Origin of the sequence: Cellulomonas sp. (assembly GCF_015234515.1) — a bacterium.
In the GTDB taxonomy this organism is placed as follows: Bacteria; Actinomycetota; Actinomycetes; order Actinomycetales; family Cellulomonadaceae; genus Cellulomonas.
Map to the genome: position 1 here is coordinate 1 of NZ_JADGMY010000011.1, position 24512 is coordinate 24512.

Here is a 24512-nt window from a genome sequence, read left to right on the forward strand (position 1 = left end):
CCCGGGCGCCCGCGCAGCCCAGGACCCGACGGCGCAGCACGGAGCCCGGGGTCGGTGCGCTGCACCGGTCCCCGGGCCCGACGTGCGTGCTCAGTCCGCGGTGCGCCGCAGGACCTCGGTGAGGCGGTTCGCGGCCGAGACCACGGCCGCGGCGTGCAGGCGGCCCGGCTGCCGTGAGAGCCGCTCGAGCGGTCCGGAGACCGACACGGCAGCGACGACGCGGCCGGACGGCCCGCGGACGGGTGCGGACACCGACGCGACGCCGACCTCGCGCTCCGAGACCGACTGCGCCCAGCCCCGGCGCCGGACGCCCGACAGGATCGTCGCCGTGAACTTGGAGCCCTGCAGCCCACGGTGCAGCCGGTCGGGCTCCTCCCACGCCAGCAGCACCTGCGCGGCGGACCCGGCCTGCATGGTGAGCGTCGCGCCGACGGGGATCGAGTCGCGCAGCCCGATGGGGCGCTCGGCGGCCGCCACGCAGATCCGCTGGTCGCCCTGACGGCGGTAGAGCTGTGCGCTCTCCCCGGTGTGGTCGCGCAGGAGCGCCAGGACGGGGCCGGCGGCGGCCAGCAGCCGATCCTCCCCGGCCGCGGTCGCGAGCTCCGACAGGCGCGGCCCCAGCACGAACCTGCCCTGCAGGTCGCGCGCCACGAGACGGTGGTGCTCGAGCGCAACTGCGAGGCGATGGGCCGTCGGGCGTGCAAGATGGGTGGCGGCGACGAGCTGTGCGAGGGTCGCGGGTCCGGCCTCCAGGGCGCTCAGCACCGACGCGGCCTTGTCCAGGACGCCGACTCCGCTAGAGTTGTCCATAGGTCGATATTGGCGTCTCGAAGGCTGAGATGCAAGCCGGAGGGCACATGGCCCTCGGCGGATGGTCATCGACTCGGTGACCCGGGAGGCCCCCGCCCGGACGAGAGGAACGACGAACATGGCCGGCACGCTGGCGGAGAAGGTCTGGGAGGCGCACGTCGTGCGCCGTGGCACGGACGGTGCGCCGGACCTGCTGTACATCGACCTGCACCTGGTGCACGAGGTCACGAGCCCGCAGGCCTTCGAGGGGCTCCGCCTCGCCGGTCGGCCGGTACGTCGTCCCGACCTCACCCTCGCCACCGAGGACCACAACACGCCGACGCTCGACATCGACCTGCCGATCGCCGACCTGACCAGCCGGACACAGATCCAGACCCTGCGCAACAACGCGGCCGAGTTCGGCGTGCGGCTGCACTCGCTGGGCGACGCGGACCAGGGGATCGTGCACCAGGTGGGGCCGCAGCTGGGGCTCACGCAGCCCGGGCTGACCGTCGTCTGCGGCGACTCCCACACCTCGACGCACGGCGCGTTCGGCGCCCTCGCGTTCGGCATCGGCACGAGCGAGGTCGAGCACGTCCTCGCGACGCAGACCCTGCCGCTGGCACCGTTCAAGACCATGGCGATCACCGTCAACGGCGCGCTCCCGATCGGCGCGAGCGCGAAGGACATCATCCTGGCGATCATCGCCAAGATCGGCACCGGCGGCGGCCAGGGCTACGTCCTGGAGTACCGCGGCGAGGCCATCCGCAACCTCTCGATGGAGGGGCGGATGACGATCTGCAACATGTCGATCGAGGCCGGGGCCCGCGCGGGGATGATCGCGCCGGACGAGACCACGTTCGAGTACCTCAAGGGCCGCCCGCACGCTCCCGAGGGTGCCGACTGGGACGCGGCCGTCGAGTACTGGCGCACGCTGCGCACCGACGACGACGCGGTCTTCGACGCCGAGGTCGTGCTCGAGGCCGCCGACCTCGAGCCGTTCGTCACCTGGGGCACCAACCCCGGCCAGGGCCTGCCGCTGTCCGGCAACGTCCCGGTCCCGGAGGAGATCGCCGACGCCAACGAGCGCGTGGCCGCCGAGCGGGCGATCGAGTACATGGGCCTGGTCCCGGGACAGCCGCTGCGCGACATCAAGGTCGACACGGTCTTCATCGGCTCCTGCACCAACGGGCGCATCGAGGACCTGCGGGCCGTCGCCAAGCTCGTCAAGGACCGCAAGAAGGCCGACGACGTGCGCGTCCTCGTGGTCCCCGCCTCGGCGCGCGTGCGGCTGCAGGCCGAGGCCGAGGGGCTCGACCAGATCTTCCTCGACTTCGGTGCCGAGTGGCGCAACGCCGGCTGCTCGATGTGCCTCGGCATGAACCCCGACCAGCTCGCGCCGCAGGAGCGCTCGGCGTCGACGTCGAACCGCAACTTCGAGGGGCGCCAGGGCAAGGGTGGACGCACCCACCTCGTCTCGCCGCTCGTGGCGGCGGCCACGGCCATCCGCGGCACGCTGTCGTCCGTCGCCGACCTCGGCGCCGACGTGGCCGTGCCGGACGGCAGCCCGCTGACGCCCGACGACGCGCTGCAGACCGTCTGACGCCCCCCGAGACCCAGGTAGGAACATCATGGAGAAGTTCACCCAGCACACCGGGGTCGGCGTCCCGCTGCGTCGCAGCAACGTCGACACCGACCAGATCATCCCCGCCGTGTACCTCAAGCGGGTCACGCGCACGGGGTTCGAGGACGCCCTGTTCGCCGCCTGGCGGGGCGACCCTGCCTTCCTGCTCAACCAGGACGCCTACCGGTCCGGGTCGGTCCTCGTGGCCGGGCCCGACTTCGGCACCGGCTCGTCGCGTGAGCACGCCGTGTGGGCGCTGAAGGACTACGGCTTCCGGGTCGTGATCTCGGCACGGTTCGCGGACATCTTCCGCGGCAACTCCGGCAAGCAGGGGCTCCTCGCGGCGCAGGTCGCCCAGGAGGACGTCGAGCTGCTCTGGAAGATCCTCGAGACCAGCCCGGGCACCGAGGTGACGGTCGACCTCGCGTCCCGGACGGTGACGTGCGACGACGTCGTCGTGCCGTTCCAGGTCGACGACTACACGCGCTGGCGCCTCATGGAGGGGCTCGACGACATCGGGCTCACGCTGCAGCACGCCGACGAGATCACCGAGTTCGAGCAGCACCGGGAGTCCTGGCGTCCGGCGACGCTGCCTGCCAAGCACCTGCCGCCGGTGGCCGTCCGGCCCGCACGCCCGGTCGTGACCGTGGACCTCGGTCCGACGCGCGGCGCCTGAGCTCACCGACGCCCCTGACCTGGGGTGTCGCCGGGGGCGGGCGCGCGGTTGCGACCGGGCGCCCGCCCGCGCCGGTTGTGAGGGTTCTGCGAGGACCGCAGATCAAGACACGCAGATGGAGCGCGGGGGCCGCTCCGTGGGAGACGATGTGCACATGAGCGACCTGCTGTACGTCGACGGTGGCAACCCGCTGAGGGGCGGCATCACCGTCCGAGGGGCCAAGAACTTCGTCTCCAAGGCGATGGTCGCCGCACTCCTCGGCGAGACGCCGAGCGAGCTGCGCAACGTGCCGCAGATCCGGGACGTCGCCGTGGTGTCCGGCCTGCTCCGGCTGCACGGTGTGAAGGTCGAGATCGACGACGACGCCGGCACCATCAGCCTCGACCCGACGGACGTCGAGTCCGCACACGTGGCGGACATCGACGCGCACGCGGGGTCCAGCCGCATCCCGATCCTCTTCTGCGGCCCGCTGCTGCACCGCCTCGGGGAGGCCTTCATCCCCGACCTCGGTGGGTGCCGCATCGGCGACCGGCCGATCAACTTCCACCTCGACATCCTGCGCCAGTTCGGTGCGGTGGTGGACAAGACCGACAACGGCATCCGGATCCGCGCGCCGTACCGCCTGCAGGGCACGAAGATCGCGCTGCCGTACCCCAGCGTGGGGGCGACCGAGCAGCTGCTGCTGACCGCGGTGCGCGCCGAGGGCATCACCGAGCTGGCGAACGCGGCGATCGAGCCCGAGATCATGGATCTCATCAACGTGCTGCAGAAGATGGGCGCGATCATCTCGGTCGACACCGACCGGGTGATCCGGATCGAGGGCGTCGACCGGCTCGTGGGATTCCAGCACACGGCGCTGGCCGACCGCATCGAGGCCGCCTCCTGGGCGTCCGCCGCGCTCGCGACCGGCGGTGACGTGTACGTGCGCGGGGCCACCCAGCCGGAGATGACCACGTTCCTCAACACGTTCCGCAAGGTCGGCGGCGAGTTCGCGATCGACGACGACGGCATCCGGTTCTTCCACCCGGGCGGCGACCTGCGCTCGCTCCAGCTCGAGACCGACGTGCACCCCGGGTTCATGACCGACTGGCAGCAGCCGCTCGTCGTGGCGCTCACGCAGGCGCGTGGACTGTCGATCGTCCACGAGACCGTGTACGAGAACCGCTTCGGGTTCGTCGACGCGCTCGTCGGCATGGGGGCCACCATCCAGGTCTACAAGGAGTGCCTGGGCGGGCGACCGTGCCGCTTCGGTCAGCGCAACTTCTACCACTCGGCCGTCATCTCGGGTCCCACGCCCCTGTCGGCGGCCGAGATCGAGGTGCCCGACCTGCGGGGCGGGTTCAGCCACCTGATCGCCGCGCTCGCGGCCAAGGGCACGTCGGCGGTGCGGGGCATCAGCCTGATCGACCGCGGCTACGAGCGGTTCACCGACAAGCTCGAGGCACTCGGGGCGCAGTTCAGCCGCGAGGACACCGGGCGTCGCTGACCCGGACGGCGGACCGCGAGCGGCCCCGCCCCGGCTACCATCGGTTCCCGTGCCGTCGCCGTCGCGCTCCAACCTCGCCTACCGCAACGTCGCACGGATCGTGCGTGCGCTCCTGTTCGCGACGACCCGCCCTGACTGGCACGGTGCCGAGCACCTGCCCGCCGAGGGCGGGTTCATCGCCGTGGCCAACCACATGACCGAGGTGGACCCGCTGACGTTCGCGCACTACCTGTGGGACCACGGGCACGTGCCCCGCGTGCTGGCCAAGTCGTCGTTGTTCCGCGTGCCCGTCGTCGGACCGCTCCTGCGGGCCACGGGGCAGATCCCCGTCCACCGTGAGACCGCCGCTGCGGGGGACTCCCTGCGGTCGGCCGTCACGGCCGTCGAGGCGGGGGAGTGCGTCGCGGTCTTCCCCGAGGGGACGCTCACGCGGGACCCCGACCTGTGGCCCATGACGGGCCGCACCGGTGTGGCCCGTCTGGCGCTGACGACCCGTGCGCCCGTCGTGCCCGTCGCGCAGTGGGGCATGCAGGACCTGCTGGCGCCCTACGGCAAGGTGCTCAAGCCCTTCCCTCGCAAGAAGGCCACGGTCGTGGCGGGGCCGCCTGTCGACCTGTCCGACCTGTACGACCGGCCGCAGGACACCGCGACGCTGCGCGAGGCCACCGACCGCGTCATGTCGGCCATCACGGACCTTCTCGAGCAGGTCCGCGGCGAGCAGGCGCCCGCCGAGCGGTACGACATGCGCCGCAGGCGCGCGGCCGGCGACGAGGCGGCGGCGTGAGCGCGCAGGACGCCCCGCTGCGCGCCACGGTGCTCGGCTCCGGCAGCTGGGGGACGACGTTCGCGGCGGTCCTGGCCGACGCGGGCTGCTCGGTCACCGTGTGGGGGCGCGATGCGGCGACGGTGGAGGAGATCGCGCGCGACGGCCGCAACACGCGCTACCTGCCGGGCATCGAGCTGCCCGCCGGGGTGACGGCCACGCTCGACGCACGCGCCGCCGTGGCCGACGCCGACGTGCTCGCGGTCGCCGTCCCGTCGCAGCGGGCGCGCGAGGTCCTGGCCCCGCTCGCGGACGCGCTGCCCGCGCACGCGGTGGTCGTCTCCCTGATGAAGGGTGTCGAGCTGGACACCGACCAGCGGATGAGCGAGGTGGTGGCGCAGAGCCTGCGCATCGACGCGAGCCGTGTCGCAGTGCTGTCGGGGCCCAACCTCGCGCGGGAGATCGCGCAGCGCCAGCCGACGGCCACCGTCGTCGCGTCGACGAGCGACGCGACCGCCCAGCTCGTCGCACGTGCGTGCGCCTCCTCGTACTTCCGGCCGTACACCAACCCCGACGTCGTGGGCGTGGAGCTGTGCGGTGCCGTCAAGAACGTCATCGCGCTCGCGGTCGGGATCTCGCAGGGCCGGGGGATGGGCTTCAACACGATGGCGACCGTCATCACGCGCGGCCTGGTGGAGATCGCGCGGCTGGGGCTCGCGCTGGGGGCCGACGCGGACACGTTCCCGGGTCTCGCCGGGATGGGTGACCTCATGGCGACCTGTGCGTCCCCGGACTCGCGCAACCACACCCTCGGTGTGCACATCGGGCGCGGCATGAGCCTCGACGAGGCCGTCGTCGCGACGGGCGGCACCGCCGAGGGGGTCAAGTCGTGCCGCTCGGTGCTCGCGCTCGCGACCTCGTTGGGCGTCGAGATGCCGATCACGTCGGCGGTGGTGCAGGTGCTGCACGAGGACCTGCCGGTCGACCGCCTCGCCGGGCTCCTGCTGGCGCGCCCGCACAAGGCGGAGCGGGTCTGACCGACAGGGGCTCGGACGACGGAGCGTCAGGTCCCTCGCCCGAAGGGGTCAGACCCAGGTCGTGCGCCCCGCCGCCCGCAGTGCGCCGTCCAGGTCCGTCCACAGGTCCTCGACGTCCTCGATCCCGACGGACAGGCGCACGAGGTCCTCTGGCACGGTCGGTGACTCGGTCGCGAACCGGCGGCGGCGCTCGAGCGTCGACTCGACCCCGCCCAGGCTCGTGGCCGGCACCCACAGGGCGACCGCGTCGACGAGCGCGTCGGCACCGGCAGGGCCGCCGACGGGCCGCAGCCCGATGATCGCCCCGAAACCGTCCATCTGGGCCGCGGCACGCGCGTGGCCCGGGTCGTCCGCGAGGCCGGGGTAGCGGACCTCGACGACCTGCGGGTGGGTCGCGAGCCGGCGCGCGAGCTCGCCCGCGTTGGCCTGGGCCCGCTCGACGCGCAGGGCGAGGGTGCGCAGGCCCCGCAGCGCGAGCCACACCTCGAACGGCCCGGCGATCGCGCCGTGGGTGGTCCGGTGGGCGACGATCCGCGCGTGCAGGTCGTCGTCGTCCGTCACCGTGGCCCCGAGCACGACGTCGGAGTGCCCCGCGAGGTACTTGGTGACCGAGTGCACGACGACGTCCGCGCCCAGGGCGAGGGGTCGCTGCACCAGGGGGGTGGCGAAGGTGTTGTCGACCACGACGACCGCCCCGGCGTCGTGCGCCGCCGTGACCAGCGCAGGGACGTCCGCGACCTCGAGCATCGGGTTGGTCGGGGACTCCAGCCACAGCATCGCGGCGGGCTCGTCCTGCCCGCGCACCGCGGCGACCACCGCGTCCGTGTCCGCGACGTCGACGGCGTCGACGCGCAGCAGACCGCGCTCCGCCTGCTCGCGCAGCAGCACGAGCGTGACCTGGTACGCGTGCCGCGGCACGACGACGCGCCCGCCGACCGGCACGAGGGCCAGGACCGCGTCGATGGCCGCCATGCCGGAGGCGAACACGGTGGCGGGCGGACCGTCGACCCGCCGGGCGGTGGCGGCGTGGTCGGTGCGCTCCAGGGCGGCGAGCGCGTCCTCGAACGGCTCCCACGCAGGGGTGCCGATGCGGCCGTAGAGGTGCTCGCCGGGCGCCGGCGCGCCCTGGGAGACGAAGGTCGAGGTGAGCACCAGCGGGGGGTTGAGGCTGCCGCCGGGCACCCGGGCGGGACGTCCCGCGCTGACGGCGAGCGTGCGGGGGGACACCCCGGACGGGTGCGCGGGTCGAAGGGCCGGGGAGTCGGGCGCCGGGGTCGTCACGCGTCGCAGGGTACGCCGGACGGGACCGCTCGCGGGCGTCCGGGGGGCGACCGGGAGGGTAGGGTCTGTGCGCGATGGACGCCACGAGGATCCCCCCGGCCGACGACGGCACACCCACCCACGGTGACGGTCCCACGGCGGCTCGTCGCCCACGGGTCATGGTGCTCTTCGGGGGACGCTCCGGCGAGCACGCGATCAGCTGCGCGACCGCCGGTGGCGTGCTGCGTGCGATCGACCGGGACCGGTACGACGTCGTCGCGGTCGGGATCACGCGCGCCGGGCAGTGGGTGCTCGCGGACGACGACCCGGACCACTGGGCCATCCGCGACGGGCGGCTCCCGCAGGTCGAGGACACGTCGACGCACGTGCTGCTGCCGCAGGGCACCACCGACCGTGAGGTGCAGGTGCTGCGCGACGGGCGGCTGGAGACCCCGCTGGAGGCCGTGGACGTGGTCTTCCCGCTGCTGCACGGGCCGTTCGGCGAGGACGGCACCCTGCAGGGACTGCTCGAGCTCGCCGACGTGCGTTACGTGGGGTCCGGCGTGCTGGCGTCCGCGGTCGGCATGGACAAGCACATGATGAAGCTCGTGCTGGCCGGCTCCGGGCTGCGGATCGGTCCGTTCCGCGTGCTGCCGGCGGGTCGCACCGTGGACGCGCAGACCGTGGACACCCTCGTCGCGGAGCTCGGTCTGCCGCTGTTCGTCAAGCCCGCACGCGCCGGGTCCAGCCTGGGGATCACGCGCGTCCAGGACCCGGCCGAGCTGCCGGCGGCGATCGCCGCGGCCCGCGAGCACGATCCCAAGGTCATCGTCGAGGCGGCGCTCGTCGGCCGCGAGATCGAGTGCGGCGTCCTCGGTGGCCGCGCGGGCTCGCCCGCGCGCGCCTCCCTGCCGGGGGAGATCGTCGTGACGGACGCACGTCACGCCTTCTACGACTTCGAGGCGAAGTACCTCGACGAGGCGGGTGTGACGCTCGCCTGCCCGGCCGAGCTCGCCCCGGAGGTCGTGGCGCGCGTGCAGGACGTCGCCGTGCGGGCGTTCGAGGCCGTCGGGTGCGAGGGCCTCGCGCGCGTCGACGTGTTCGTGGGCCACGACGGTGAGGTCGTCGTCAACGAGATCAACACCATGCCCGGGTTCACGCCCTACTCGATGTACCCGCGGATGTGGGAGGTCTCGGGACTCGGCTACGACGAGCTCGTCGACGAGCTCGTCGGCCTCGCGCTCGAGCGACCCCTCGGCCTGCGCTGAGCCGTCGGCGTCACAGGCAGGAGCGCTGCTGCTCCGTCAGCGCGACGGCGGGGCCCAGCAGGTCGACGAACGCCGTCGAGCGCGTCGTCGCGACGGCCTGCGGGACCACGACCTGCACCGCGGGCTCGCGCCCGTAGGTCGTGAAGGTCCAGTCGCCGTCGTCCTCGACGACCACCCAGTCGATCGTCGGGCCCCGGGGTGTGCTCACGGACTGGCACCGTTCGGTCGTCGGCCCCAGCGGCTCGACCCCGCACCGCAGGACGACGGCCGACCGCGGGTCGCCCCACGCGGACGTCGCCTGCGCGTCGGTGTCGACCTGCTCCAGCCCCTCGCCGAGCGACCGCGGCAGGGCCAGCACGACCGAGGCGCACACGGGGTCGGTCGCGAACGGTGCGACGCTGACGGGGACGGTGGGTGCGCACGCGGACAGGACGACGAGCGCGCACGCCGCTGCGGTGGTCGCGACGGTGGGGCGGTGGAGCACGCGTCCACGCTACCCGTCGTGGAGGCGGCGCACGGCCGGGTCGTCGCGGCGCGGGTGGGCACGGCGCACGACCCGACGGTCTAGCGTGGGCGGGTGCCTGCCGAGAGCCCCGTCGTCGCCGATCTCTCCGAGCAGGACCTGCTCGACCGCATCTTCCCCCACCTGCCTGTGGGGTCCCGCACCCTCGTGCCGCCCGGTGACGACGCGGCCGTGGTGGTCGCGCCCGACGGCAGGTACGTGGTGACCTGCGACGTGCTGGTCGAGGACGTGCACTTCCGCCGCCGGTGGTCCAGCGGCGAGGACGTCGGGCGCCGTGCCGCCGCGCAGAACCTCGCGGACGTCGCCGCGATGGGAGCCCGGCCGGTGGCGCTGGTCGTCGGGCTCGTCGTGCCGGGTGGGACGCCGGTGGCGTGGGTCGAGGGGCTCGCGCGCGGGCTGGGCGACGCCTGCCGGCCGCTGGACGTCGGGGTCGTCGGGGGAGACCTGTCGGCGGGTCCGGCGATCGTCGTGTCGGTCACCGCGCACGGCGACCTCGAGGGGCGCCCACCGGTGCTGCGCAGCGGCGCGCGCGCCGGTGACGTGGTGGCGCACGCCGGCCGACGCGGCTGGTCGGCAGCCGGTCTCGCGCTGCTGAGCGCGGGGCTGCCCGAGCCGGACGCTGGTCTGACCGCCGCCTACCGGGCACCGGCACCACCCCTGGACGCGGGCCCGGCCGCGGCTCGCGCCGGGGCGACGGCGATGCTCGACGTCTCCGACGGCCTGCTGCGCGACGCCTCCCGGATCGCGCGCGCCAGCGGTGTGACCCTCCGCCTCGAGGATCCCCTCTCGGCGTTCGCCGAGGACGCCGCGCGACTCGCCGCCGCTGCCGACGTGCTGGGCGCGGACCTCACGCAGTGGCTCCTCACGGGCGGCGAGGACCACGGGCTGCTCGCGACGTTCCCCCCGGACGTGCCGCTCCCGGAGCCTTTCCGCGCGATCGGGGTGGTGTCGAGCCGCGGGGCGGACGTCGTGCTCGTCGGCGGTGAGCCGCCGCGAGCGGTCACGCCGGGCTGGGACCACTTCGGCGACCCGGGCGCCTGAGCGGGGAGAGGTCGGGCCGCGGCCGTCAGCCCCTGCGGTACCGCACCTCGAGGAGCTCGGCGCCGCCGACGGTCTCGAGGCGCTCGACGCCGTCGGGGGAGAACCCGTGGCGGCGGTAGAAGTGGCGGGCGCGGGAGTTGTCGGCCAGGACCCACAGCGACATCGGCGTCCGCTCGCCGACCTCGGCCAGGACCGTCCGGATCAGGTCGCGGGCGACACCGTGACCCCACGTGCCCGGGTCGAGGTAGATGGCGTAGATCTCACGCTCGCCGCGCCGTGCGTCCTCGTCACGGCTCGGCCCGTACGACGCGAACCCGAGGACCCGGCCGTCGGCCTCGGCGACGTAGGTGCGCACGTGCTTGTCGGGTCCCTGGGCGAGGTGCTCCGTCCAGCCCTCGACCCGGGACGCAGGCTCGAGCGAGCGCAGGTGGTCGTCGGGGACGATGCCCGCGTACGCCTCCTGCCACGACCGGACGTGCACGCCCGCGATGTCGGCAGCGTCGCGCGTCGTCGCGGGGCGGATGGTGACCTCGTCGATGTGCTCGACCATGGCGACCACCCTGCCACAGGTGCTCGGCAGCACGAAGGCCCACGAGCAGTTGCTCGTGGGCCTTCGGCGTGTCGGGCGTGCGTCGCGTCGGGTCACCCCGACGCGATGGTGCGGTGCGGTCAGACCGCGCGCTGCACCTTGCCGGCCTTGAGGCACGACGTGCACACGTTGAGGCGCTTCGGGGTGCCGGCGACGACCACCCGCACACGCTGGATGTTCGGGTTCCAACGCCGCTTCGTACGCACGTGGGAGTGCGAGATGCTGTGCCCGAAGCTCGGGCGCTTGGCGCAGACGTCGCAGTTGGCAGCCACGGTCTTCTCCTGGTTCTGTCCTGTCGCGGGCCGACGGGCGGCCCGGGGGGTCGTGCACGTGTCCCGCGCTCCTGCGCGTCGACCCGGCCCGAGGGCCAGGACCGCACGACGGTGCGTCGGAAGGGTCTGTGGGGGTGCCGGACGGTGTCCGGGCAACCGGGCAAGACTAGCCCATCGTCGGGGCAGCACCCAAATGTGGGCGGCGTGCGGCACAGTGGGCGCCGACGGTCCCGCGGGCTGTGGTCGACACCGTCGGTCGTCGATTCCGTCGGTCACAGGTTCCGTCGGTCGTCGATCCCGTCGTTCGTCGATCCCGTCGTTGCGTCGATACCGTCGTTCGTCGACCACCGCGGTCGTCGACCCACCGGCGGACGCCGCAGCACGTCACCCGCGCCGGACCGGCGCAGCGAGCGGAGAGGGAGGTGCGCGTGGAGGTCGCGGCTCGACAGGTCGTGCTCGACGGCGACGCCGTGCGCGCGTGGGCGGCCGGGGCGCTCACCGCGTGCCGGGCCGCCCGGGAGCTCATCGACGCCGTGAACGTGTTCCCCGTCCCGGACGCGGACACCGGCTCGAACGTCACGTTGACCGTCGCGGGCGGTGCGGCGGCCGTCGCAGCGGACCGTGGGCTCGACGGACCGACGGAGCTCCTGGAGACGTTCGCCCACGGTGCCGCCAGGGCCGCGCGCGGCAACTCCGGGATCATCCTGAGCCAGTGGCTCGTCGGCCTGTCGGCGGGCCTCGCGGCGGGGCCGCCGGCGGGCGGGGACGGCACGGCGGCTCTCGTCGGCGGCCTCGAGCGGGCCGCCCGTGCCGCACGGGACGCGGTGCCGGACCCCCAGGAGGGGACCGTCCTCACCATCGCCCGGGAGGTCGCGACGCACGCGCGCCGCGGCATGCGGCACACCGCGGGTTCGCCCGCCGACGTCCTTGCGGCTGCGACCGAGGCGGCCCGCGCCGACCTGGACCGACTCAGCGCGAGCCACGACGTCCTGCGTGCGGCGCGCGTGGTCGACGCAGGCGCGTGCGCGCTGCTCGTCGTGCTGGACGCGCTCGTGCACACGCTGCGCACCGGTGGGCTGGCCCTGCAGGAGGCCGACCTCGACCTCGCGTGGCTGCCCCGGGCGGGTCCGGACGTCGTCGCGGGGTGCGCGCCGGCGTCGGGTGGCGCGTACGAGGTGATGATGCTGGTCCGTGCCACCTGGCCGGGAGTCGCCGGCCTCGCCGTCGCGCTGCAGGGCGTGGGGGACGCGGTCGCCGTCGTCGACGCCGGGGGGTCGCGGCACGCGCACGTGCACTGCGACGACCCGGCCGCCGCGATCGGGCTCGTGCCCGAGGCCGCGCGGGAGCAGGTCGTGGTGCGGCGGGTCGACGAGCCGACCCCGGCCGACCGGGGGCTCGTCGTGCTCACGCCGTCGCCCGGGTTGTCGGCCTGGTACGCGACGTGCGGTGCGGTGACGCTCGTCGGCCCCGACCCCGACGTCGAGCAGGTCGCCCGTGCGGCCGTCGACACGCGCGCCGGTCGGGTCGTCGTGGTCGGCGCGGGCGTCGTGCCGGTGGCCGCTGTGCCCGCCGATCCGCGCTTCGACCTGCTGGCGACGGCAGGGGACGGCCCGGCGGCCGTCGCGTGCCTCGCCCTCGTCGCGGACCCGCAGGTCACGCCCGAGGCGGGCGGTGACGCCCTGCGACGTCTGCGCTGCGGCACGCCCGCCTGCGCCGACGAGGTGCCGGGGGTCGTGGCCGCGCTGCTCGCGGACGTGCACGGTGCGCAGGGGGTCACGCTCGTGCACGGCGTCGACGTCGACGGCGCGACAGCGCGCGCCGCGGCGGACGTCCTGCGTGCGGCGCACCCTCAGCTGGAGGTGGTCGTCGCCGGCCCGGCCGCCGGCGCCGCGTGGTGGGTGGGGGTCGACTGACGTGCTCGCCTCGGACCCGCTGACCGTCCCCCTGACGCGCATGAACGCCCGCACCGCCAAGGCGCTGGGCAAGCTCGGCCTCGAGACCTCCGGCGACCTGCTGCGGCACTACCCGCGCAGGTACGCCGAGCCCGGCACGCTCACCGACATGGCGAGCCTGCGCGTGGGCGAGCACGTGACGGTCGTGGCGGAGGTCGTGCGGACCTCGCTGCGCCCGACGGCGCAGGGGCGCGGCCTCCTGCAGTCGACCATCACCGACGGGCACAGCCGCATCGAGCTGACGTTCTTCGCGTCGCACGTCAAGAAGCTGGAGTGGCGCCAGGGGCAGCTGCGCCCGGGGCGGCGCGGGCTGTTCACCGGCGAGGTGTCGCTCTACCGGGACACGCTGCAGCTCATGCACCCGGAGTGCCGGCTGTTCGGTGCCGACGACGACGCGCACGAGGAGGACGAGGCGCTGGTCGAGGCCGGGCGGCCGATCCCCGTGTACCCGGCGGTCGCCGGGTTCGAGTCGTGGAAGGTCGCCCAGGCCGTGCGCACGGTGCTCGACCCCCTGCGTGAGGAGGACGTGCCGGACCCGGTCCCCCCGCACCTGCGGGCGCGTGACGCGCTGCCGACGCTGGTCGAGGCCCTGCGCCTGGTCCACGTGCCGCAGGACGAGGCGGACTGGCAGCGGGGTCGCGCGCGGCTGCGGTACGAGGAGGCCCTCGTGCTGCAGGCCGAGCTCGCGCGCCGCCGGGCCCGCGTCGCACGCGAGGAGGCCGTCGCGCGTCCCGCGCGTGCGGGCGGTCTGCTCGAGGCGTTCGACGCCCGGCTGCCGTTCACCCTGACCGCCGGGCAGCGCGCGGTCGGCGAGGAGATCGCCCGGGAGCTCGCGGCCCCGCGGCCCATGCAGCGCCTGCTGCAGGGGGAGGTCGGCTCGGGCAAGACCGTCGTCGCACTCCGCGCCATGCTGCAGGTCGTCGACGCCGGCGGGCAGGCGGCGCTGCTCGCGCCCACGGAGGTGCTGGCGGCGCAGCACGCCCGCACCCTGCGGGGGCTGCTGGGCGATCTCGCCGAGGGCGGGTTCCTCGGGGGCGCTGCACTGGCCACGCGTGTCGCGCTGCTGACGGGCTCACTGCCGACGGCGGCGCGGCGCGGTGCGATGCTCGACGCCGCGAGCGGGTCCGCCGGCATCGTGGTGGGCACCCACGCGCTGCTGTCGCAGGACGTGCAGTTCGCGGACCTGGGACTGGTGGTCGTCGACGAGCAGCACCGGTTCGGGGTCGAGCAGCGTGACGCGCTGCGCGCGAAGGCCGGCCGGACGCCCCACACGCTGGTCATGACGGCGACGCCCATCCCGCGGACCGTGGCCATGACGGTGTTCGGCGACCTCGAGACGTCGGTGCTCAGCGAGGTGCCCGCCGGTCGGCAGGGCATCACCACGCACGTCGTGCCCGCCGACAACCCGCGGTGGACCGACCGCACCTGGCAGCGGGTCCGTGAGGAGGTCGACGGTGGCGGGCGCGCCTACGTGGTGTGCCCGCGCATCGACGGCGACGCGGTGGCCGGCGACGCGGCGGACGAGGACGGCACGGACCTGGTGCTGGACGCCGGACCGACCGTCGGTGCCCCCGACGTGGGCGCGCGCCGGCCGCTGCGGGCGGTGCTCGACGTGGCCGAGGAGCTGCGCGCGCGCCAGGACCTCACCGGTGTGGGCGTCGGTGTCCTGCACGGTCGGCTCGCCCCCGAGGAGAAGGACCGGGCGTTCGCGGCGTTCGCGACGGGAGAGGCGCCCGTCCTCGTCTCGACGACGGTCGTCGAGGTCGGCGTCGACGTCCCCGACGCCACGGTCATGGTCGTGCTCGACGCCGACAGGTTCGGGATCTCGCAGCTGCACCAGCTGCGCGGCCGGGTCGGGCGGGGGACCCGCCCGGGCCTGTGCCTGCTGGTCAGCGCGGCGCAGCCGGGGACGGACGCCCACACACGTCTCGAGACGCTCGCGGCGACGACGGACGGCTTCGAGCTCGCCGCGCTCGACCTGGAGCTCCGGCACGAGGGCGACGTGCTGGGCGCCGCCCAGCACGGGCGCGGCAGCTCGCTGCGGCTGCTGCGGGTCACCCGGGACGCCGACGTCATCGCGCGTGCCCGCACCGACGCACGCGCCCTCGTCGAGCAGGACGGTGACCTCGAGGCGTGGCCCGCGCTGCGTGCCGCCATCGAGGCGTCGCTCGCGGGGGAGCGGGAGGAGTTCCTCGACCGGGCGTGAGCACGTGCGCGCCGACTCGGTGTGCAGGCCGGTCGCGGGGCGCCGCACCGCGGGGTCGGCCCACCACCCGACGCTGACTACCCTGGCGGCATGGCTCCCGTGGTGCGTGCTCGTGACTTGCAGGTCGGCTACGGCACGGCGCCCGTGTGCGGCCCTGTCACCTTCACGCTCGAGGCGGGGGCCGCGGTCGCGCTCGTCGGCGCCAACGGGTCCGGCAAGTCCACGGTCCTCAAGACCGTCCTCGGGCTGCTCGAGCCGCTCGGCGGGGACGTCCAGGTGCTCGGCCGCCCCGTCGACGAGCGTGAGACGTCGTTCCGGCGCGAGGTGTCCAGCGTGCTCGACGACGACGCGTACTTCCCCGCCCTGACGGTGTCCGAGCACCTGTACCTCACCGCCCGGGGCCACGGCGTGCTCGGAGCGCAGACCGAGGTCGCAGCGCTCCTCGAGGAGTTCGGCCTCGCGGACCACGCGCGGGCCACGCCCGTGTCGCTGTCCTCGGGTCAGCGCCGCCGCCTCCTGCTGGCCGCCGGGTTCGCCCGTCCCCGGTCGTTGCTCGTGCTCGACGAGCCCGAGCAGCGGCTGGACCAGCGCATGCGTGCCCGACTCGCGGATCTTCTGCGCGCCGAGCGCGACGCCGGCGGCGCCGTGCTCATCGCGACGCACGACCCCGACCTCGTCGCCGCGGTCTGCACGCGGGCCGTGCACGTCGCCGACGACGAGTCCCTGCTCCTCGAACCTGCCGACGCGGCCGACCGGATCGCCAGGGTCGCCCTGTGACCGACGTCGACGCCCTCGCGGACGACCCGGGCGACCTGCGCGACGATCCTCAGGTCGGCGACTTCGAGCTGGGCGAGGTGCCCTCCGCGCGCGAGATCCGCCGGTTCACGGCCAAGGCCGCGCAGGCCCGCGCCCGCGTCGGTGCGGGATCGTTGCTGACGGAGCTGTACACCGTGGCGGTGAGCGTCGTGCTGTCGGTGCTCATCGTGCTGGGGATCGTCCAGCAGCTCGGTGACGGGCTGCCCGACGCACCGCCGACGCTCGAGCCGGGCGGCCTCAGCCTGCCCGTGCTCGTCGCGACGATCCTGCTGGCGGCCGTCGGCGCGCTCCTGTCCACCGCCGGACGTCTCGGTCCCGTCGGCGCCGAGGGAGCGCAGGCCGCGTGGTGGTTGCCCCTGCCCGTGGACCGCCGTGGTCTGCTGCGCCCCGCCGCCGCCCGCGTCCCGCTCGTGGCGGCGCTCGCCGGGGGCGTCGTCGTGGTGGTGCTCGAGGCCGGCCTGCTGGAGCGCGGGGGCGTGGAGCTCGTCCGTGCGGGCGTGCTGGGCGCGGTGGTCGCCGCCCTCGTCGTCCTCGTGGCGGCCGCCGCGCAGTCCGGTGGAGTGCCGCGGCGCCGGACCGCGCTGGTCGGCGACCTCCTCCTCGTCGCCGCCCCCGTGCTCGCCGCCCTGGTGGTCCTGAGCGGGCGCACACCCCGCGCCCTGCCGTCGGTGACGTGGGCGGTCGTGGCGGCGGTGGTCGCCGTCGTGGTCGTGCTGGCCGTGGTCGTGGACCGCCGCCTGGGCGCGCTGCCGGGGCGCACGCTGCGCGAGGGCGGCTCCGCCGCCACCCACGCGGTCGGCGCCGTCGTGTCGCTCGACTCGCGTGAGCTGGGGCGCGCGCTGTCCGGTGGTGTGGCGGCCGCGTCCCGCCGCCGGACGTCGCGGTTGTCGACCGTCCGCGGCCCGATGACCGCGCTGGTGACGGCCGACCTGGTCGTCCTGCGCCGGTCGCTGCGGCACGTGGTGCAGATCGTCGTGGCGGCGGGCCTGCCCGTGCTGGCCACGGTGGTGCCCCAGCTCGCCGGTCCCGTCGGCATCCTGGTGACGGTGCTGCTGGGGGGCTGGATGATGTCGAGCGCGAGCGCCGAGGGTGCGCGGTGGGCCGAGATGGCGCCCGTGATCGACCGTCTGCTGCCCCTCGGGGACCGCACCGTGCGGCGGCTGCGGATGGTCGTCCCCGGGCTGGTCGCCCTGGTGTGGTCGGTCGTCGTGTTCTCCGCGGTCGGCCGCTGGGCGGGTGCGACGCAGGACTGGCTCCTGCTGGGGGTCAGCGCAGCCCCGGTGTGGGCTGCTGCCGCGGTCCGCGCCGCCTACCGGCCGGCCCCACGCTGGGACAAGCCGCTGGTCTCGACGCCCGCGGGCGCGCTGCCCATGGGGGTGCTGCAGGTGATCGCCCGCGGCCCCGATCTCGTGGCGTTCTGCCTGCTTCCCCTGTGGATCGCGATCGCACTCGGCACGGTGACGACGATCATGGTGACCGGGCAGGTCTGGCTGTCGGTCATCGCCGTGATGATCGCGTCGTCGACGGCGGAGAAGGGCTGGATGGAGCGCATGCTCGAGGAGCAGGACCAGCGCAAGGCCGGTGCCCCGTGACGCGGATCGTCGCCGGCAGCGCGGGCGGCCGTACCCTCGCGGTTCCGCCATCCGGGACGCGTCCGACGAGCGAGCGCGTGCGCGAGGCGCTGTTCTCGCGGCTGGAGCACCTCGACGCCGTCGACGGCGCACGCGTGCTCGACCTGTTCGCGGGGTCCGGGGCGCTCGGTCTGGAGGCCGTCAGCCGTGGCGCGGAGCGCGCTGTGCTCGTCGACGCCGCGCGGGGGGCCGTCGACGTGTGCCGCCGCAACGCCCGCACGCTCGGGCTCGCCGACCGCGTCGACGTCGTCGCCGACAGGGTCGACCGGTACCTCGCCCGCGTCGCCCCGGACGGGGGACCCGCGGTCGAGGCCTTCGACCTGGTGCTCCTCGACCCGCCCTACGACCTGCCCGACGACGCCCTCGCGACGGCCGTCGCCGGTGCGGCGCGCTGCACCGCACCGGGGGGCGTGGTCGTCGTCGAGCGCTCGTCGCGCGCGGCGGCGCCGACGTGGCCGCTGCCGCTCGTCGACCTCGACGACCGGCGCTACGGCGAGACCCGGGTGTGGTTCGCGGAGCACCCCGTCTGAGGGCCGCGGGCCGTGCCGACCTCACTCCACGGCGACCGTGACCACCGCGATGTCGTCGCGCGCGTCGCCACCCTGGTGGCTCATGAGGTCGGCCATGATCGCGTCGGTCACGTCGGCGGCGCACCCCCGGTGCTGGTCGACGACGGTCTCGAGGCGCTCGTTCCCGTAGAACTCCCCGCGCCGGTGCCTGCCCTCGGTGACGCCGTCCGTGAAGAGCACCAGCGCGTCGCCGGGTCGTAGGGGGACCTCGGTGTCGGTGAACGTCGGCGCCGGCAGGACCCCCAGCAGCGGGCCGTGCTGCCCGACCGTCGCGGGTCGCCGGCCGCGCCGCCGCAGCAGCGGCAGCGGGTGGCCGCCGCACGCGACCGTCGCGCTCCACCGGTGGTCGGCGCGGCGCAGCCGCGTGACGACCACCGTGCAGAAGCGGTCCGTGTCGGCACGCCGCAGCGCCTCGTCGAGCGTGCGCAGGACGTCGCTCGGGGCGTCGTGCTCCACGGACGCCGCCCGCACCGTGTACCGGGCGAGCGCCGTCACGGCGGCGGCCTCGGCGCCCTTGCCCTGGACGTCGCCGAGCACGACCACCCAGTCGTCGGTGGCGACCTGGAACACGTCGTAGAAGTCGCCGCCGACGTGCCGCCCGTCGCCGGCAGGCCGGTAGGCGGCGGCGACGTCGAGACCCGGGACGTGGGGCGGCGTCGGGGGGATCAGGGTCTGCTGGAGGGTCTGCGCGAGCTGCAGCGCGCGCGCCTCGGACTCCTGGGCGCGCCGCTTGGCCGCGAGGACCTCCTGCTCGTACCGCCGCCGCTCGGTCGCGTCGAACACCGCGGTGCGGATGACGACCGGCGCACCCTCGGCGTCGCGGTCGAGCACCGAGTTCACCAGGACGGGCAGACGGCTGCCGTCGGCGCAGACGATCTCGAGGGCGATCTCCCGGGCGGTGCCCTGCATGCGCAGCGTCGGCGCGTAGTGGGTCTCGTGGTAGATCCGCCCGCCGACGGGCAGCAGGTCGACGAACCTCCGGCGTCCCACGAGGTCCGCGCGGCGCAGCCCGGTCCAGGCCAGGAACGTCTCGTTGACCCGCACGACCAGGCCGTCCGGCGTCGTCGACAGGTAACCGCACGGTGCGCGGTCGTCCAGCAGCCCGAGGGTGTCCTGTCGCAACGCCTCCTGGAAGGCGGCGTCGGTCGCGTCCGGCGGGGTCGTCACGGCGACCTCAGCGGACGAACCCGGCGATCGCGGACGTCGTCGCGTCCGGTGCGCTGAGCTGGGGGCAGTGGCCCGTGGCGTCGAGCAGCACGAGGCGGGCGCCGGGGATCGCGTCGCGCACGTACTCGCCGACGGCGACGGGCGCGATGACGTCGTCCCTGCACTGCAGGACGAGGGTCGGCACGGTGACGTGCGGCAGGTCGGCGCGGTTGTCGGACAGGAACGTGACGTGCGCGAACCTCCGGGCGATGTCCGGGTCGGACCGGCAGAAGCTCGCCGTCAGCTCGGCGCCCAGCTCCGGGCGGTCCGGGTTGCCCATGATGACGGGCGCCGTCGCGGCCGACCAGCCCAGGTAGTTGCTGTCGAGGGAGTCGAGCAGCTCCACGATGTCCGACTGCGTGAATCCACCGGTGTAGCCGTCGTCGTCGATGTAGCGCGGCGACGGGCCGACGAGCACGAGCTTGTCGAACCGCTCGGGCTCCGCCACCGCGGCCAGGACCCCGATCGTCGCCGACACGGAGTGGCCGACGAGGACGACGTCGTGCAGGTCGAGCTCGCGCAGGATGGTCAGGACGTCGTCGGCGTACCCCTGCAGGGAACCGTGCCGCACCGGGTCGTACGCGGACGCGTCCGAGCCGCCGGCACCGACGTGGTCGAAGGTCACGACCGTGAACGCGTCCTCGAAGCGCGGCGCGACGTGGCGCCACATGTTCTGGTCGCAGCCGAAGCCGTGCGCGAAGACGAGCGGCTGCGCCCCCGCAGCCCCGGAGACGTGGATGTCGTGCCGGTCGACGACGCTCACCCGTCGAGGCTAACCGCCTCCGGACGGTGCCGCCGGTGCGCCGAACGAGCGCCGGTACGCCGTCGGCGTCGTCCCCAGGTGCCGACGGGTGTGCAGGCGCAGGTTGTCGCCCGTGCCGAGCCCGGTGCGCCGGGCGACCTCCTCGACCGGCATCGTCGGGTCGGCCTCGAGCAGCTCGCGCGCGCGGTGGACCCGCTGCTCGCTGAGCCAACGGAGCGGCGAGGTCCCCGTCTCGTCGCGCCAGCGGCGCTGGAGCGTGCGTGTCGAGACGTGGGCGTGGTGGGCGAGGGCGTCCAGCGTCATCGCCTCACCCAGGTGCTCGAGCGCCCAGGCCCGGGTGTCGGCGAGCGAGCCCCCGGCGACGTCAGGCACCGGTGCCGCGACGAACTGCGCCTGACCGCCCTCCCGGTGGGCGGCGACGACGAGCCGCCGTGCGACCTCCCGTGCCGTCCGGGCGCCGTGGTCACGGCGGACGACGTGCAGGCACAGGTCGATCCCGGCCGCCATGCCGGCCGACGTGAGCACGTCCCCCTCGTCGACGAACAGCACGTCGCGCTCGACGACGACGGCCGGGTGGCGCGCCACGAGCTCGTCCGTGTGCCGCCAGTGCGTCGTCGCGCGGCGACCGTCGAGCACCCCTGCGGCCGCGAGGGCGAACGCGCCGGTGCAGATGGACACGAGGCGGACGCCGCGGTCGTGCGCCGCGCGCAGCAGCTCGAGGGCCGGGCCCGGAGGCGGCGCCCAGGTGGGCCAGAAGCCCGGGACGACGACGGTCCGAGCCGCCGCGAGCGCCTCGGGCCCGGCGTGCGGGGTCACGCCGTAGCCCGAGCTCGTGGTCACCGGCGCGCCGTCCGCGGTCACGAGCTGCACGGAGTACGGCGCGTCGGTGCCCGCGAACACCTCGAGCGGGATGGTCATGTCGAACGCGACCACACCGGGCAGCGCGAGGACGGCGACACGGTGGCGCTGCGGCTGGCCCATGGCGCGATCCTACGGACGTACGGCGTTCACGACACTGGTCCGCGGTGCGCGAGGGCGCCACGATCGAGCCATGACGACGCCTGCCGCACTCCCGCCGGCCCTGGACGACCTGCTCGACGCCGGCCGTCTGGTCCTCCCGCCCGGCGACGTCCCGCGCGCGGCGCTCGCGCTCGCGCGGGACCTCGAGCCCGACTACCTGCTGCACCACAGCGTGCGCAGCTGGGTCCTCGCACGGGTCGCGGCCGCGGAGCGGGGGTGGCAGCAGGGCGACTTCGACGACGTAGCGCTGTTCGTCGCGTGCGTCCTGCACGACACCGGGCTGCACCTCCCCTCACGCGCTGACCGGCGCTTCGAGGTCGAGGGCGCCGACCTCGCGCGGTCCTTCGTGATCTCCCAGGGACTGCCGACGAGCACGGCCGAGACCGTGTGGGATGCCGTCGCCCTGCACACGTCGGTCGGCATCGCCGAGCACAAGCAGGCAGAGGTCGCACTCGCGCGCGCGGGCATCGCCATGGACTTCGGGTTCGGCGCGGACGCCGTCCCGGACGCCCTGGCGGCGGTGCTCACCACGGAGCTGCCCCGCCTGGACCTGACGCGCCGGATCGTCGACGCGATCGTGGCGCACGCCGCCGGCAGCGACGTGCGCGCGCCCGCCGCGAGCCTGCCGGGCCTGCTCGTGCGTGAGCGGCGCGAGCCACCGCACGTGACGTCGATGGAGCGCGCGGCCGCGGCGGGGCGCTGGGGCGTCTGACGTCCGCGGCGGGGGTGGTGCTCCGGCACCGGTTCGACCGTCGCACGGGACCCGAGCCCGCGTGGGCGGATGTCGGTGGCCTGCCGCAGCATGGTCGCCATGCTCAGCACGTCGATCACGAACCGTGTCCTCGTCGTCCTCGCCACCGCGGGCATCGCCGTGACCGCGGGGTGCGGTGCCCCGTCGCGGGAGGCACCGACGGCGGTCCCCGCGACGAGCAGCGCCCCGGTCCCGACGACCACGCCGTCGCCGACCGCCACGGAGGTGCCGCTCGAGCTCGAGGAGCTCGAGGCCCGCTACGACGCCCGCCTCGGCGTCCACGCCGTCGACACCGGCACCGGGGCCGCGGTCGCGTGGCGCCCCGACGAGCGGTTCGCGTACGCGTCGACGATCAAGGCGCTCGCGGCCGGCGCCGTCCTCGACCTCGTCGGCGTCGACGGTCTCGCCCGCGAGGTGCCGGTCCGGGCCGAGTACATCGTGACGTACTCGCCGGTCACCGAGACGCGTGTGGGCGGCACGATGACGCTCGCCGAGGTGGCGGAGGCGGCCGTCACACGCAGCGACAACGCCGCAGGCAACCTGCTCTTCGAGGCGCTCGGCGGCCCGGCGGCGCTCGACGAGGCGCTCGCGGCCCTCGGCGACGACGTGACCGTCGTCGCCCGCACCGAGCCCGACCTCAACGAGGCGACGCCGGGCGACGAGCGCGACACGACGACACCGCGGGTCCTGGCCGCGGACCTGCGCGAGTACGTCCTGGGGACCACGCTGACCGATGACGAGCGTGCCGTCCTGACCGCCTGGCTCACCGGCACGCAGACCGGCGACACCCTGGTGCGCGCCCAGCTCCCGGCCGACTGGGTGGTCGGTGACAAGTCCGGCACCGGGGGGTTCGGCACCCGGAACGACGTCGCGGTCGTGTGGCCGACGGACGGTCCGCCGATCGTCGTCGCCGTCATGTCCGACCGCGCGGACCGCGACGCCGAGCCCGACGACGCCCTCGTCGCCGCGTCGGCGGCCGCCGCGGTCGCAGCCCTCGGGCGGTCCTGACGTCGCGCCTCGTCCGCCGTTCCCCGAAGGCTCAGCGCACGGACGCCACGTACCGGTGACCGGCTGCCCGGAGCCGGGCGACCAGCACGTCGCCGACGCCCGTCGCGGGCGTGAGCGACCCCGCACGGTCCGGGAGCCGGTCGCCGTCGAGCGCCAGCGCCAGCGCCGCCTCCCCGAGCATCACGGCCGTCGCGGAGTAGCCGGGGTCGCCCCGGCCGGCGGCCAGCGCGCGGTAGTGCCGACCGGTCGTGGTCACCGCGTGGAGGTCCATGCGGAACCACCCGGCGCGTCGGGTCTCGGCGTCCGGGCCCGTGCCCGGGGCCGGCAGCACGCGGTCGAGGAGCGCACGGGTCGGCGGCACCGCGAGCGCCGCGAGCGCGAGCGGCAGACCGACCGTCAGCCCGGCGGCCCTGGCCGCCCCGCGCAGCCCGGAGCCGGTCGCGGCCACCTCCTGGTAGCGCAGCTCGCGGCCGTACGCCCAGCCCTGCAGCGCGTTCGACCGCCGCACCACGCGCGTGTTGAACGACCCCATCGGCGACGTCGCGACCCAGCGGCCGTCGACCGTGCGACCGGGCGCCGGGGTGTCCGAGGGCTGGGGCACGTCCGGCTCGGCGGCGCGGTCCGGGCTCAGTGAGAAGGGGTCGGCGAGCAGGCGGCGGACGGCCGGGTCCCGCCCGGCCAGCTCGGCGATGCCGCGCACCGACGCGACGGTGCCGCCGCTGACCCCACCGCGCGCGCTCGCGACCAGGCGGACCCGGCCCAGCGAACCGGCGTCGTCCGCCGCGACCTGCCGGTGCAGCACGAGGACGGCGAGGTCGGACGGGACGGCGTCGTACCCGCACGCGTGGACGAGACGCGCCCCGGTCGCGTGGGCCACCTCGTCGTGCGCGTCGGCTGCCTGCCGGACGAACGGCACCTCGCCCGTCAGGTCGGCGTAGTGGGTCCCGGCGCGGGCGCAGGCCTCGACGACCGGGAGCCCGCGCTGCAGGTACGGGCCCACGGTGCTGACCAGGACGCGCGTCGCCGCCGCCAGCGCACGCAGGGAGGGGGCGTCCGCGGTGTCCGCGACCAGGACCGGCCACGCGTGGGCGCGCTCGGGCAGGGTCGCCCGCATCCGCACCAGCCTCTCGCGGGACCGCCCGGCCAGCGCGATGCCGGTCCCGGCAGGGGCGTGCCGTGCGAGGTGCTCGCACAGGAGCGTCCCGACGAACCCGGTCGCCCCGAGGACGACGACGTCGTGCTCGCGTGCGGTGCCGACCATG

Annotated in this window: 23 protein-coding genes; 14 read left to right on the forward strand and 9 right to left on the reverse strand. The window is 75.1% G+C overall.

What is annotated here, in order from left to right:
• Window positions 1–90: 90 nt before the first annotated feature.
• Window positions 91–810: an IclR family transcriptional regulator gene (locus IR158_RS03450; RefSeq protein WP_291809558.1), complete on the reverse strand. Its 720-nt coding sequence runs from the start codon at window positions 808–810 to the stop codon at window positions 91–93.
• Between the two features lie 118 nt (window positions 811–928).
• Between IR158_RS03450 and leuC the strand changes: the two genes are divergently transcribed.
• The 5 genes from leuC (at window position 929) to IR158_RS03475 (ending at window position 6375) form a co-directional block, all read left to right on the forward strand.
• Window positions 929–2392 (forward strand): 3-isopropylmalate dehydratase large subunit, encoded by a 1464-nt coding sequence (gene leuC, locus IR158_RS03455; protein ID WP_227575769.1) that lies wholly within the window; start codon window positions 929–931, stop codon window positions 2390–2392.
• A 28-nt stretch (window positions 2393–2420) separates the two neighbouring features.
• Complete coding sequence (gene leuD, locus IR158_RS03460; RefSeq protein ID WP_291809565.1) at window positions 2421–3089, forward strand: 3-isopropylmalate dehydratase small subunit; 669 nt, start codon at window positions 2421–2423, stop codon at window positions 3087–3089.
• Window positions 3090–3243: 154 nt separating this feature from the next.
• Window positions 3244–4575, forward strand: a complete 1332-nt coding sequence (gene murA / locus IR158_RS03465) for a UDP-N-acetylglucosamine 1-carboxyvinyltransferase (RefSeq protein ID WP_291809567.1) — start codon at window positions 3244–3246, stop codon at window positions 4573–4575.
• Window positions 4576–4624: 49 nt separating this feature from the next.
• Window positions 4625–5359 carry a 1-acyl-sn-glycerol-3-phosphate acyltransferase gene (locus IR158_RS03470; protein WP_291809570.1) on the forward strand — a complete coding sequence of 245 codons (735 nt, stop codon included), beginning with the start codon at window positions 4625–4627 and terminating at the stop codon, window positions 5357–5359.
• Window positions 5356–6375 (forward strand): NAD(P)H-dependent glycerol-3-phosphate dehydrogenase, encoded by a 1020-nt coding sequence (locus IR158_RS03475; RefSeq protein ID WP_291809573.1) that lies wholly within the window; start codon window positions 5356–5358, stop codon window positions 6373–6375. Before IR158_RS03470 ends, IR158_RS03475 begins: the two co-directional genes overlap by 4 nt.
• Window positions 6376–6423: 48 nt before the next feature.
• On the opposite strand, the gene IR158_RS03480 is transcribed toward IR158_RS03475, so the two are convergent.
• Window positions 6424–7656, reverse strand: a complete 1233-nt coding sequence (locus IR158_RS03480; RefSeq protein ID WP_291809575.1) for a PLP-dependent transferase — start codon at window positions 7654–7656, stop codon at window positions 6424–6426.
• Window positions 7657–7730: 74 nt separating this feature from the next.
• Here IR158_RS03480 and IR158_RS03485 point away from each other — a divergent pair, with 74 nt between their 5' ends.
• Window positions 7731–8903 carry a D-alanine--D-alanine ligase family protein gene (locus IR158_RS03485; RefSeq protein WP_291809578.1) on the forward strand — a complete coding sequence of 391 codons (1173 nt, stop codon included), beginning with the start codon at window positions 7731–7733 and terminating at the stop codon, window positions 8901–8903.
• A 10-nt stretch (window positions 8904–8913) separates the two neighbouring features.
• On the opposite strand, the gene IR158_RS03490 is transcribed toward IR158_RS03485, so the two are convergent.
• Window positions 8914–9387, reverse strand: coding sequence for a DUF3515 family protein (locus tag IR158_RS03490; protein ID WP_291809581.1), 474 nt, complete (start codon window positions 9385–9387; stop codon window positions 8914–8916).
• A 93-nt stretch (window positions 9388–9480) separates the two neighbouring features.
• Here IR158_RS03490 and IR158_RS03495 point away from each other — a divergent pair, with 93 nt between their 5' ends.
• The gene (locus tag IR158_RS03495; RefSeq protein ID WP_291809584.1) at window positions 9481–10467 is read left to right on the forward strand and encodes a thiamine-phosphate kinase; all 987 of its coding nucleotides are present in this window, start codon (window positions 9481–9483) and stop codon (window positions 10465–10467) included.
• A gap of 25 nt (window positions 10468–10492) precedes the next feature.
• Here the strand turns inward: IR158_RS03495 and IR158_RS03500 are convergent, their stop codons facing one another.
• Entirely contained in the window at window positions 10493–11017 is a 525-nt protein-coding gene (locus tag IR158_RS03500) for a GNAT family N-acetyltransferase (RefSeq protein ID WP_291809587.1), read from the reverse strand.
• Between the two features lie 119 nt (window positions 11018–11136).
• Entirely contained in the window at window positions 11137–11328 is a 192-nt protein-coding gene (gene rpmB / locus IR158_RS03505) for a 50S ribosomal protein L28 (protein WP_046528726.1), read from the reverse strand.
• A 428-nt stretch (window positions 11329–11756) separates the two neighbouring features.
• Between rpmB and IR158_RS03510 the strand changes: the two genes are divergently transcribed.
• From IR158_RS03510 to rsmD, 5 genes are all read left to right on the forward strand, one after another.
• Entirely contained in the window at window positions 11757–13241 is a 1485-nt protein-coding gene (locus tag IR158_RS03510) for a DAK2 domain-containing protein (protein ID WP_291809603.1), read from the forward strand.
• Between the two features lie 40 nt (window positions 13242–13281).
• The gene (locus tag IR158_RS03515; RefSeq protein WP_291810124.1) at window positions 13282–15486 is read left to right on the forward strand and encodes an ATP-dependent DNA helicase RecG; all 2205 of its coding nucleotides are present in this window, start codon (window positions 13282–13284) and stop codon (window positions 15484–15486) included.
• Between the two features lie 90 nt (window positions 15487–15576).
• Window positions 15577–16263, forward strand: coding sequence for an ABC transporter ATP-binding protein (locus IR158_RS03520; RefSeq protein WP_291809606.1), 687 nt, complete (start codon window positions 15577–15579; stop codon window positions 16261–16263).
• Window positions 16260–17894: a DUF6297 family protein gene (locus IR158_RS03525; protein ID WP_291809608.1), complete on the forward strand. Its 1635-nt coding sequence runs from the start codon at window positions 16260–16262 to the stop codon at window positions 17892–17894. The genes IR158_RS03520 and IR158_RS03525 overlap by 4 nt, the downstream gene beginning before the upstream one ends.
• The gene (rsmD, locus tag IR158_RS03530) at window positions 17891–18463 is read left to right on the forward strand and encodes a 16S rRNA (guanine(966)-N(2))-methyltransferase RsmD (RefSeq protein ID WP_291809611.1); all 573 of its coding nucleotides are present in this window, start codon (window positions 17891–17893) and stop codon (window positions 18461–18463) included. The genes IR158_RS03525 and rsmD overlap by 4 nt, the downstream gene beginning before the upstream one ends.
• Window positions 18464–18484: 21 nt before the next feature.
• On the opposite strand, the gene IR158_RS03535 is transcribed toward rsmD, so the two are convergent.
• Genes IR158_RS03535 through IR158_RS03545 form a run of 3 tightly spaced genes read right to left on the reverse strand, consistent with a single transcriptional unit; the run spans window position 18485 to window position 21452 of the window.
• Window positions 18485–19669, reverse strand: coding sequence for a SpoIIE family protein phosphatase (locus IR158_RS03535; RefSeq protein ID WP_291809614.1), 1185 nt, complete (start codon window positions 19667–19669; stop codon window positions 18485–18487).
• A gap of 7 nt (window positions 19670–19676) precedes the next feature.
• Window positions 19677–20471 carry an alpha/beta hydrolase gene (locus tag IR158_RS03540; protein WP_291809617.1) on the reverse strand — a complete coding sequence of 265 codons (795 nt, stop codon included), beginning with the start codon at window positions 20469–20471 and terminating at the stop codon, window positions 19677–19679.
• A 9-nt stretch (window positions 20472–20480) separates the two neighbouring features.
• Entirely contained in the window at window positions 20481–21452 is a 972-nt protein-coding gene (locus tag IR158_RS03545) for a DJ-1/PfpI family protein (protein WP_291809620.1), read from the reverse strand.
• A gap of 70 nt (window positions 21453–21522) precedes the next feature.
• Here IR158_RS03545 and IR158_RS03550 point away from each other — a divergent pair, with 70 nt between their 5' ends.
• Together IR158_RS03550 and bla are read left to right on the forward strand one after the other, a co-directional pair.
• The gene (locus tag IR158_RS03550) at window positions 21523–22203 is read left to right on the forward strand and encodes an HD domain-containing protein (RefSeq protein ID WP_291809623.1); all 681 of its coding nucleotides are present in this window, start codon (window positions 21523–21525) and stop codon (window positions 22201–22203) included.
• A 99-nt stretch (window positions 22204–22302) separates the two neighbouring features.
• On the forward strand, window positions 22303–23250 hold the full coding sequence (gene bla, locus IR158_RS03555) for a class A beta-lactamase (protein WP_291809626.1): 948 nt from the start codon (window positions 22303–22305) through the stop codon (window positions 23248–23250).
• A gap of 31 nt (window positions 23251–23281) precedes the next feature.
• On the opposite strand, the gene IR158_RS03560 is transcribed toward bla, so the two are convergent.
• Window positions 23282–24511 (reverse strand): saccharopine dehydrogenase NADP-binding domain-containing protein, encoded by a 1230-nt coding sequence (locus tag IR158_RS03560; RefSeq protein ID WP_291809629.1) that lies wholly within the window; start codon window positions 24509–24511, stop codon window positions 23282–23284.
• Between the last annotated feature and the right edge of the window lies 1 nt (window position 24512).

Coding starts and splice junctions, on each gene's coding strand:
- IR158_RS03520 (WP_291809606.1), top strand. CDS start 15,577: ATGGCTCCCGTGGTGCGTGCTCGTGACTTGCAGGTCGGCTACGGCACG.
- IR158_RS03500 (WP_291809587.1), bottom strand. CDS start 11,017: ATGGTCGAGCACATCGACGAGGTCACCATCCGCCCCGCGACGACGCGC.
- IR158_RS03550 (WP_291809623.1), top strand. CDS start 21,523: ATGACGACGCCTGCCGCACTCCCGCCGGCCCTGGACGACCTGCTCGAC.
- IR158_RS03515 (WP_291810124.1), top strand. CDS start 13,282: ATGAACGCCCGCACCGCCAAGGCGCTGGGCAAGCTCGGCCTCGAGACC.
- IR158_RS03545 (WP_291809620.1), bottom strand. CDS start 21,452: ATGGGCCAGCCGCAGCGCCACCGTGTCGCCGTCCTCGCGCTGCCCGGT.
- murA (WP_291809567.1), top strand. CDS start 3,244: ATGAGCGACCTGCTGTACGTCGACGGTGGCAACCCGCTGAGGGGCGGC.
- IR158_RS03450 (WP_291809558.1), bottom strand. CDS start 810: ATGGACAACTCTAGCGGAGTCGGCGTCCTGGACAAGGCCGCGTCGGTG.
- leuD (WP_291809565.1), top strand. CDS start 2,421: ATGGAGAAGTTCACCCAGCACACCGGGGTCGGCGTCCCGCTGCGTCGC.
- bla (WP_291809626.1), top strand. CDS start 22,303: ATGCTCAGCACGTCGATCACGAACCGTGTCCTCGTCGTCCTCGCCACC.
- leuC (WP_227575769.1), top strand. CDS start 929: ATGGCCGGCACGCTGGCGGAGAAGGTCTGGGAGGCGCACGTCGTGCGC.
- IR158_RS03485 (WP_291809578.1), top strand. CDS start 7,731: ATGGACGCCACGAGGATCCCCCCGGCCGACGACGGCACACCCACCCAC.
- IR158_RS03560 (WP_291809629.1), bottom strand. CDS start 24,511: ATGGTCGGCACCGCACGCGAGCACGACGTCGTCGTCCTCGGGGCGACC.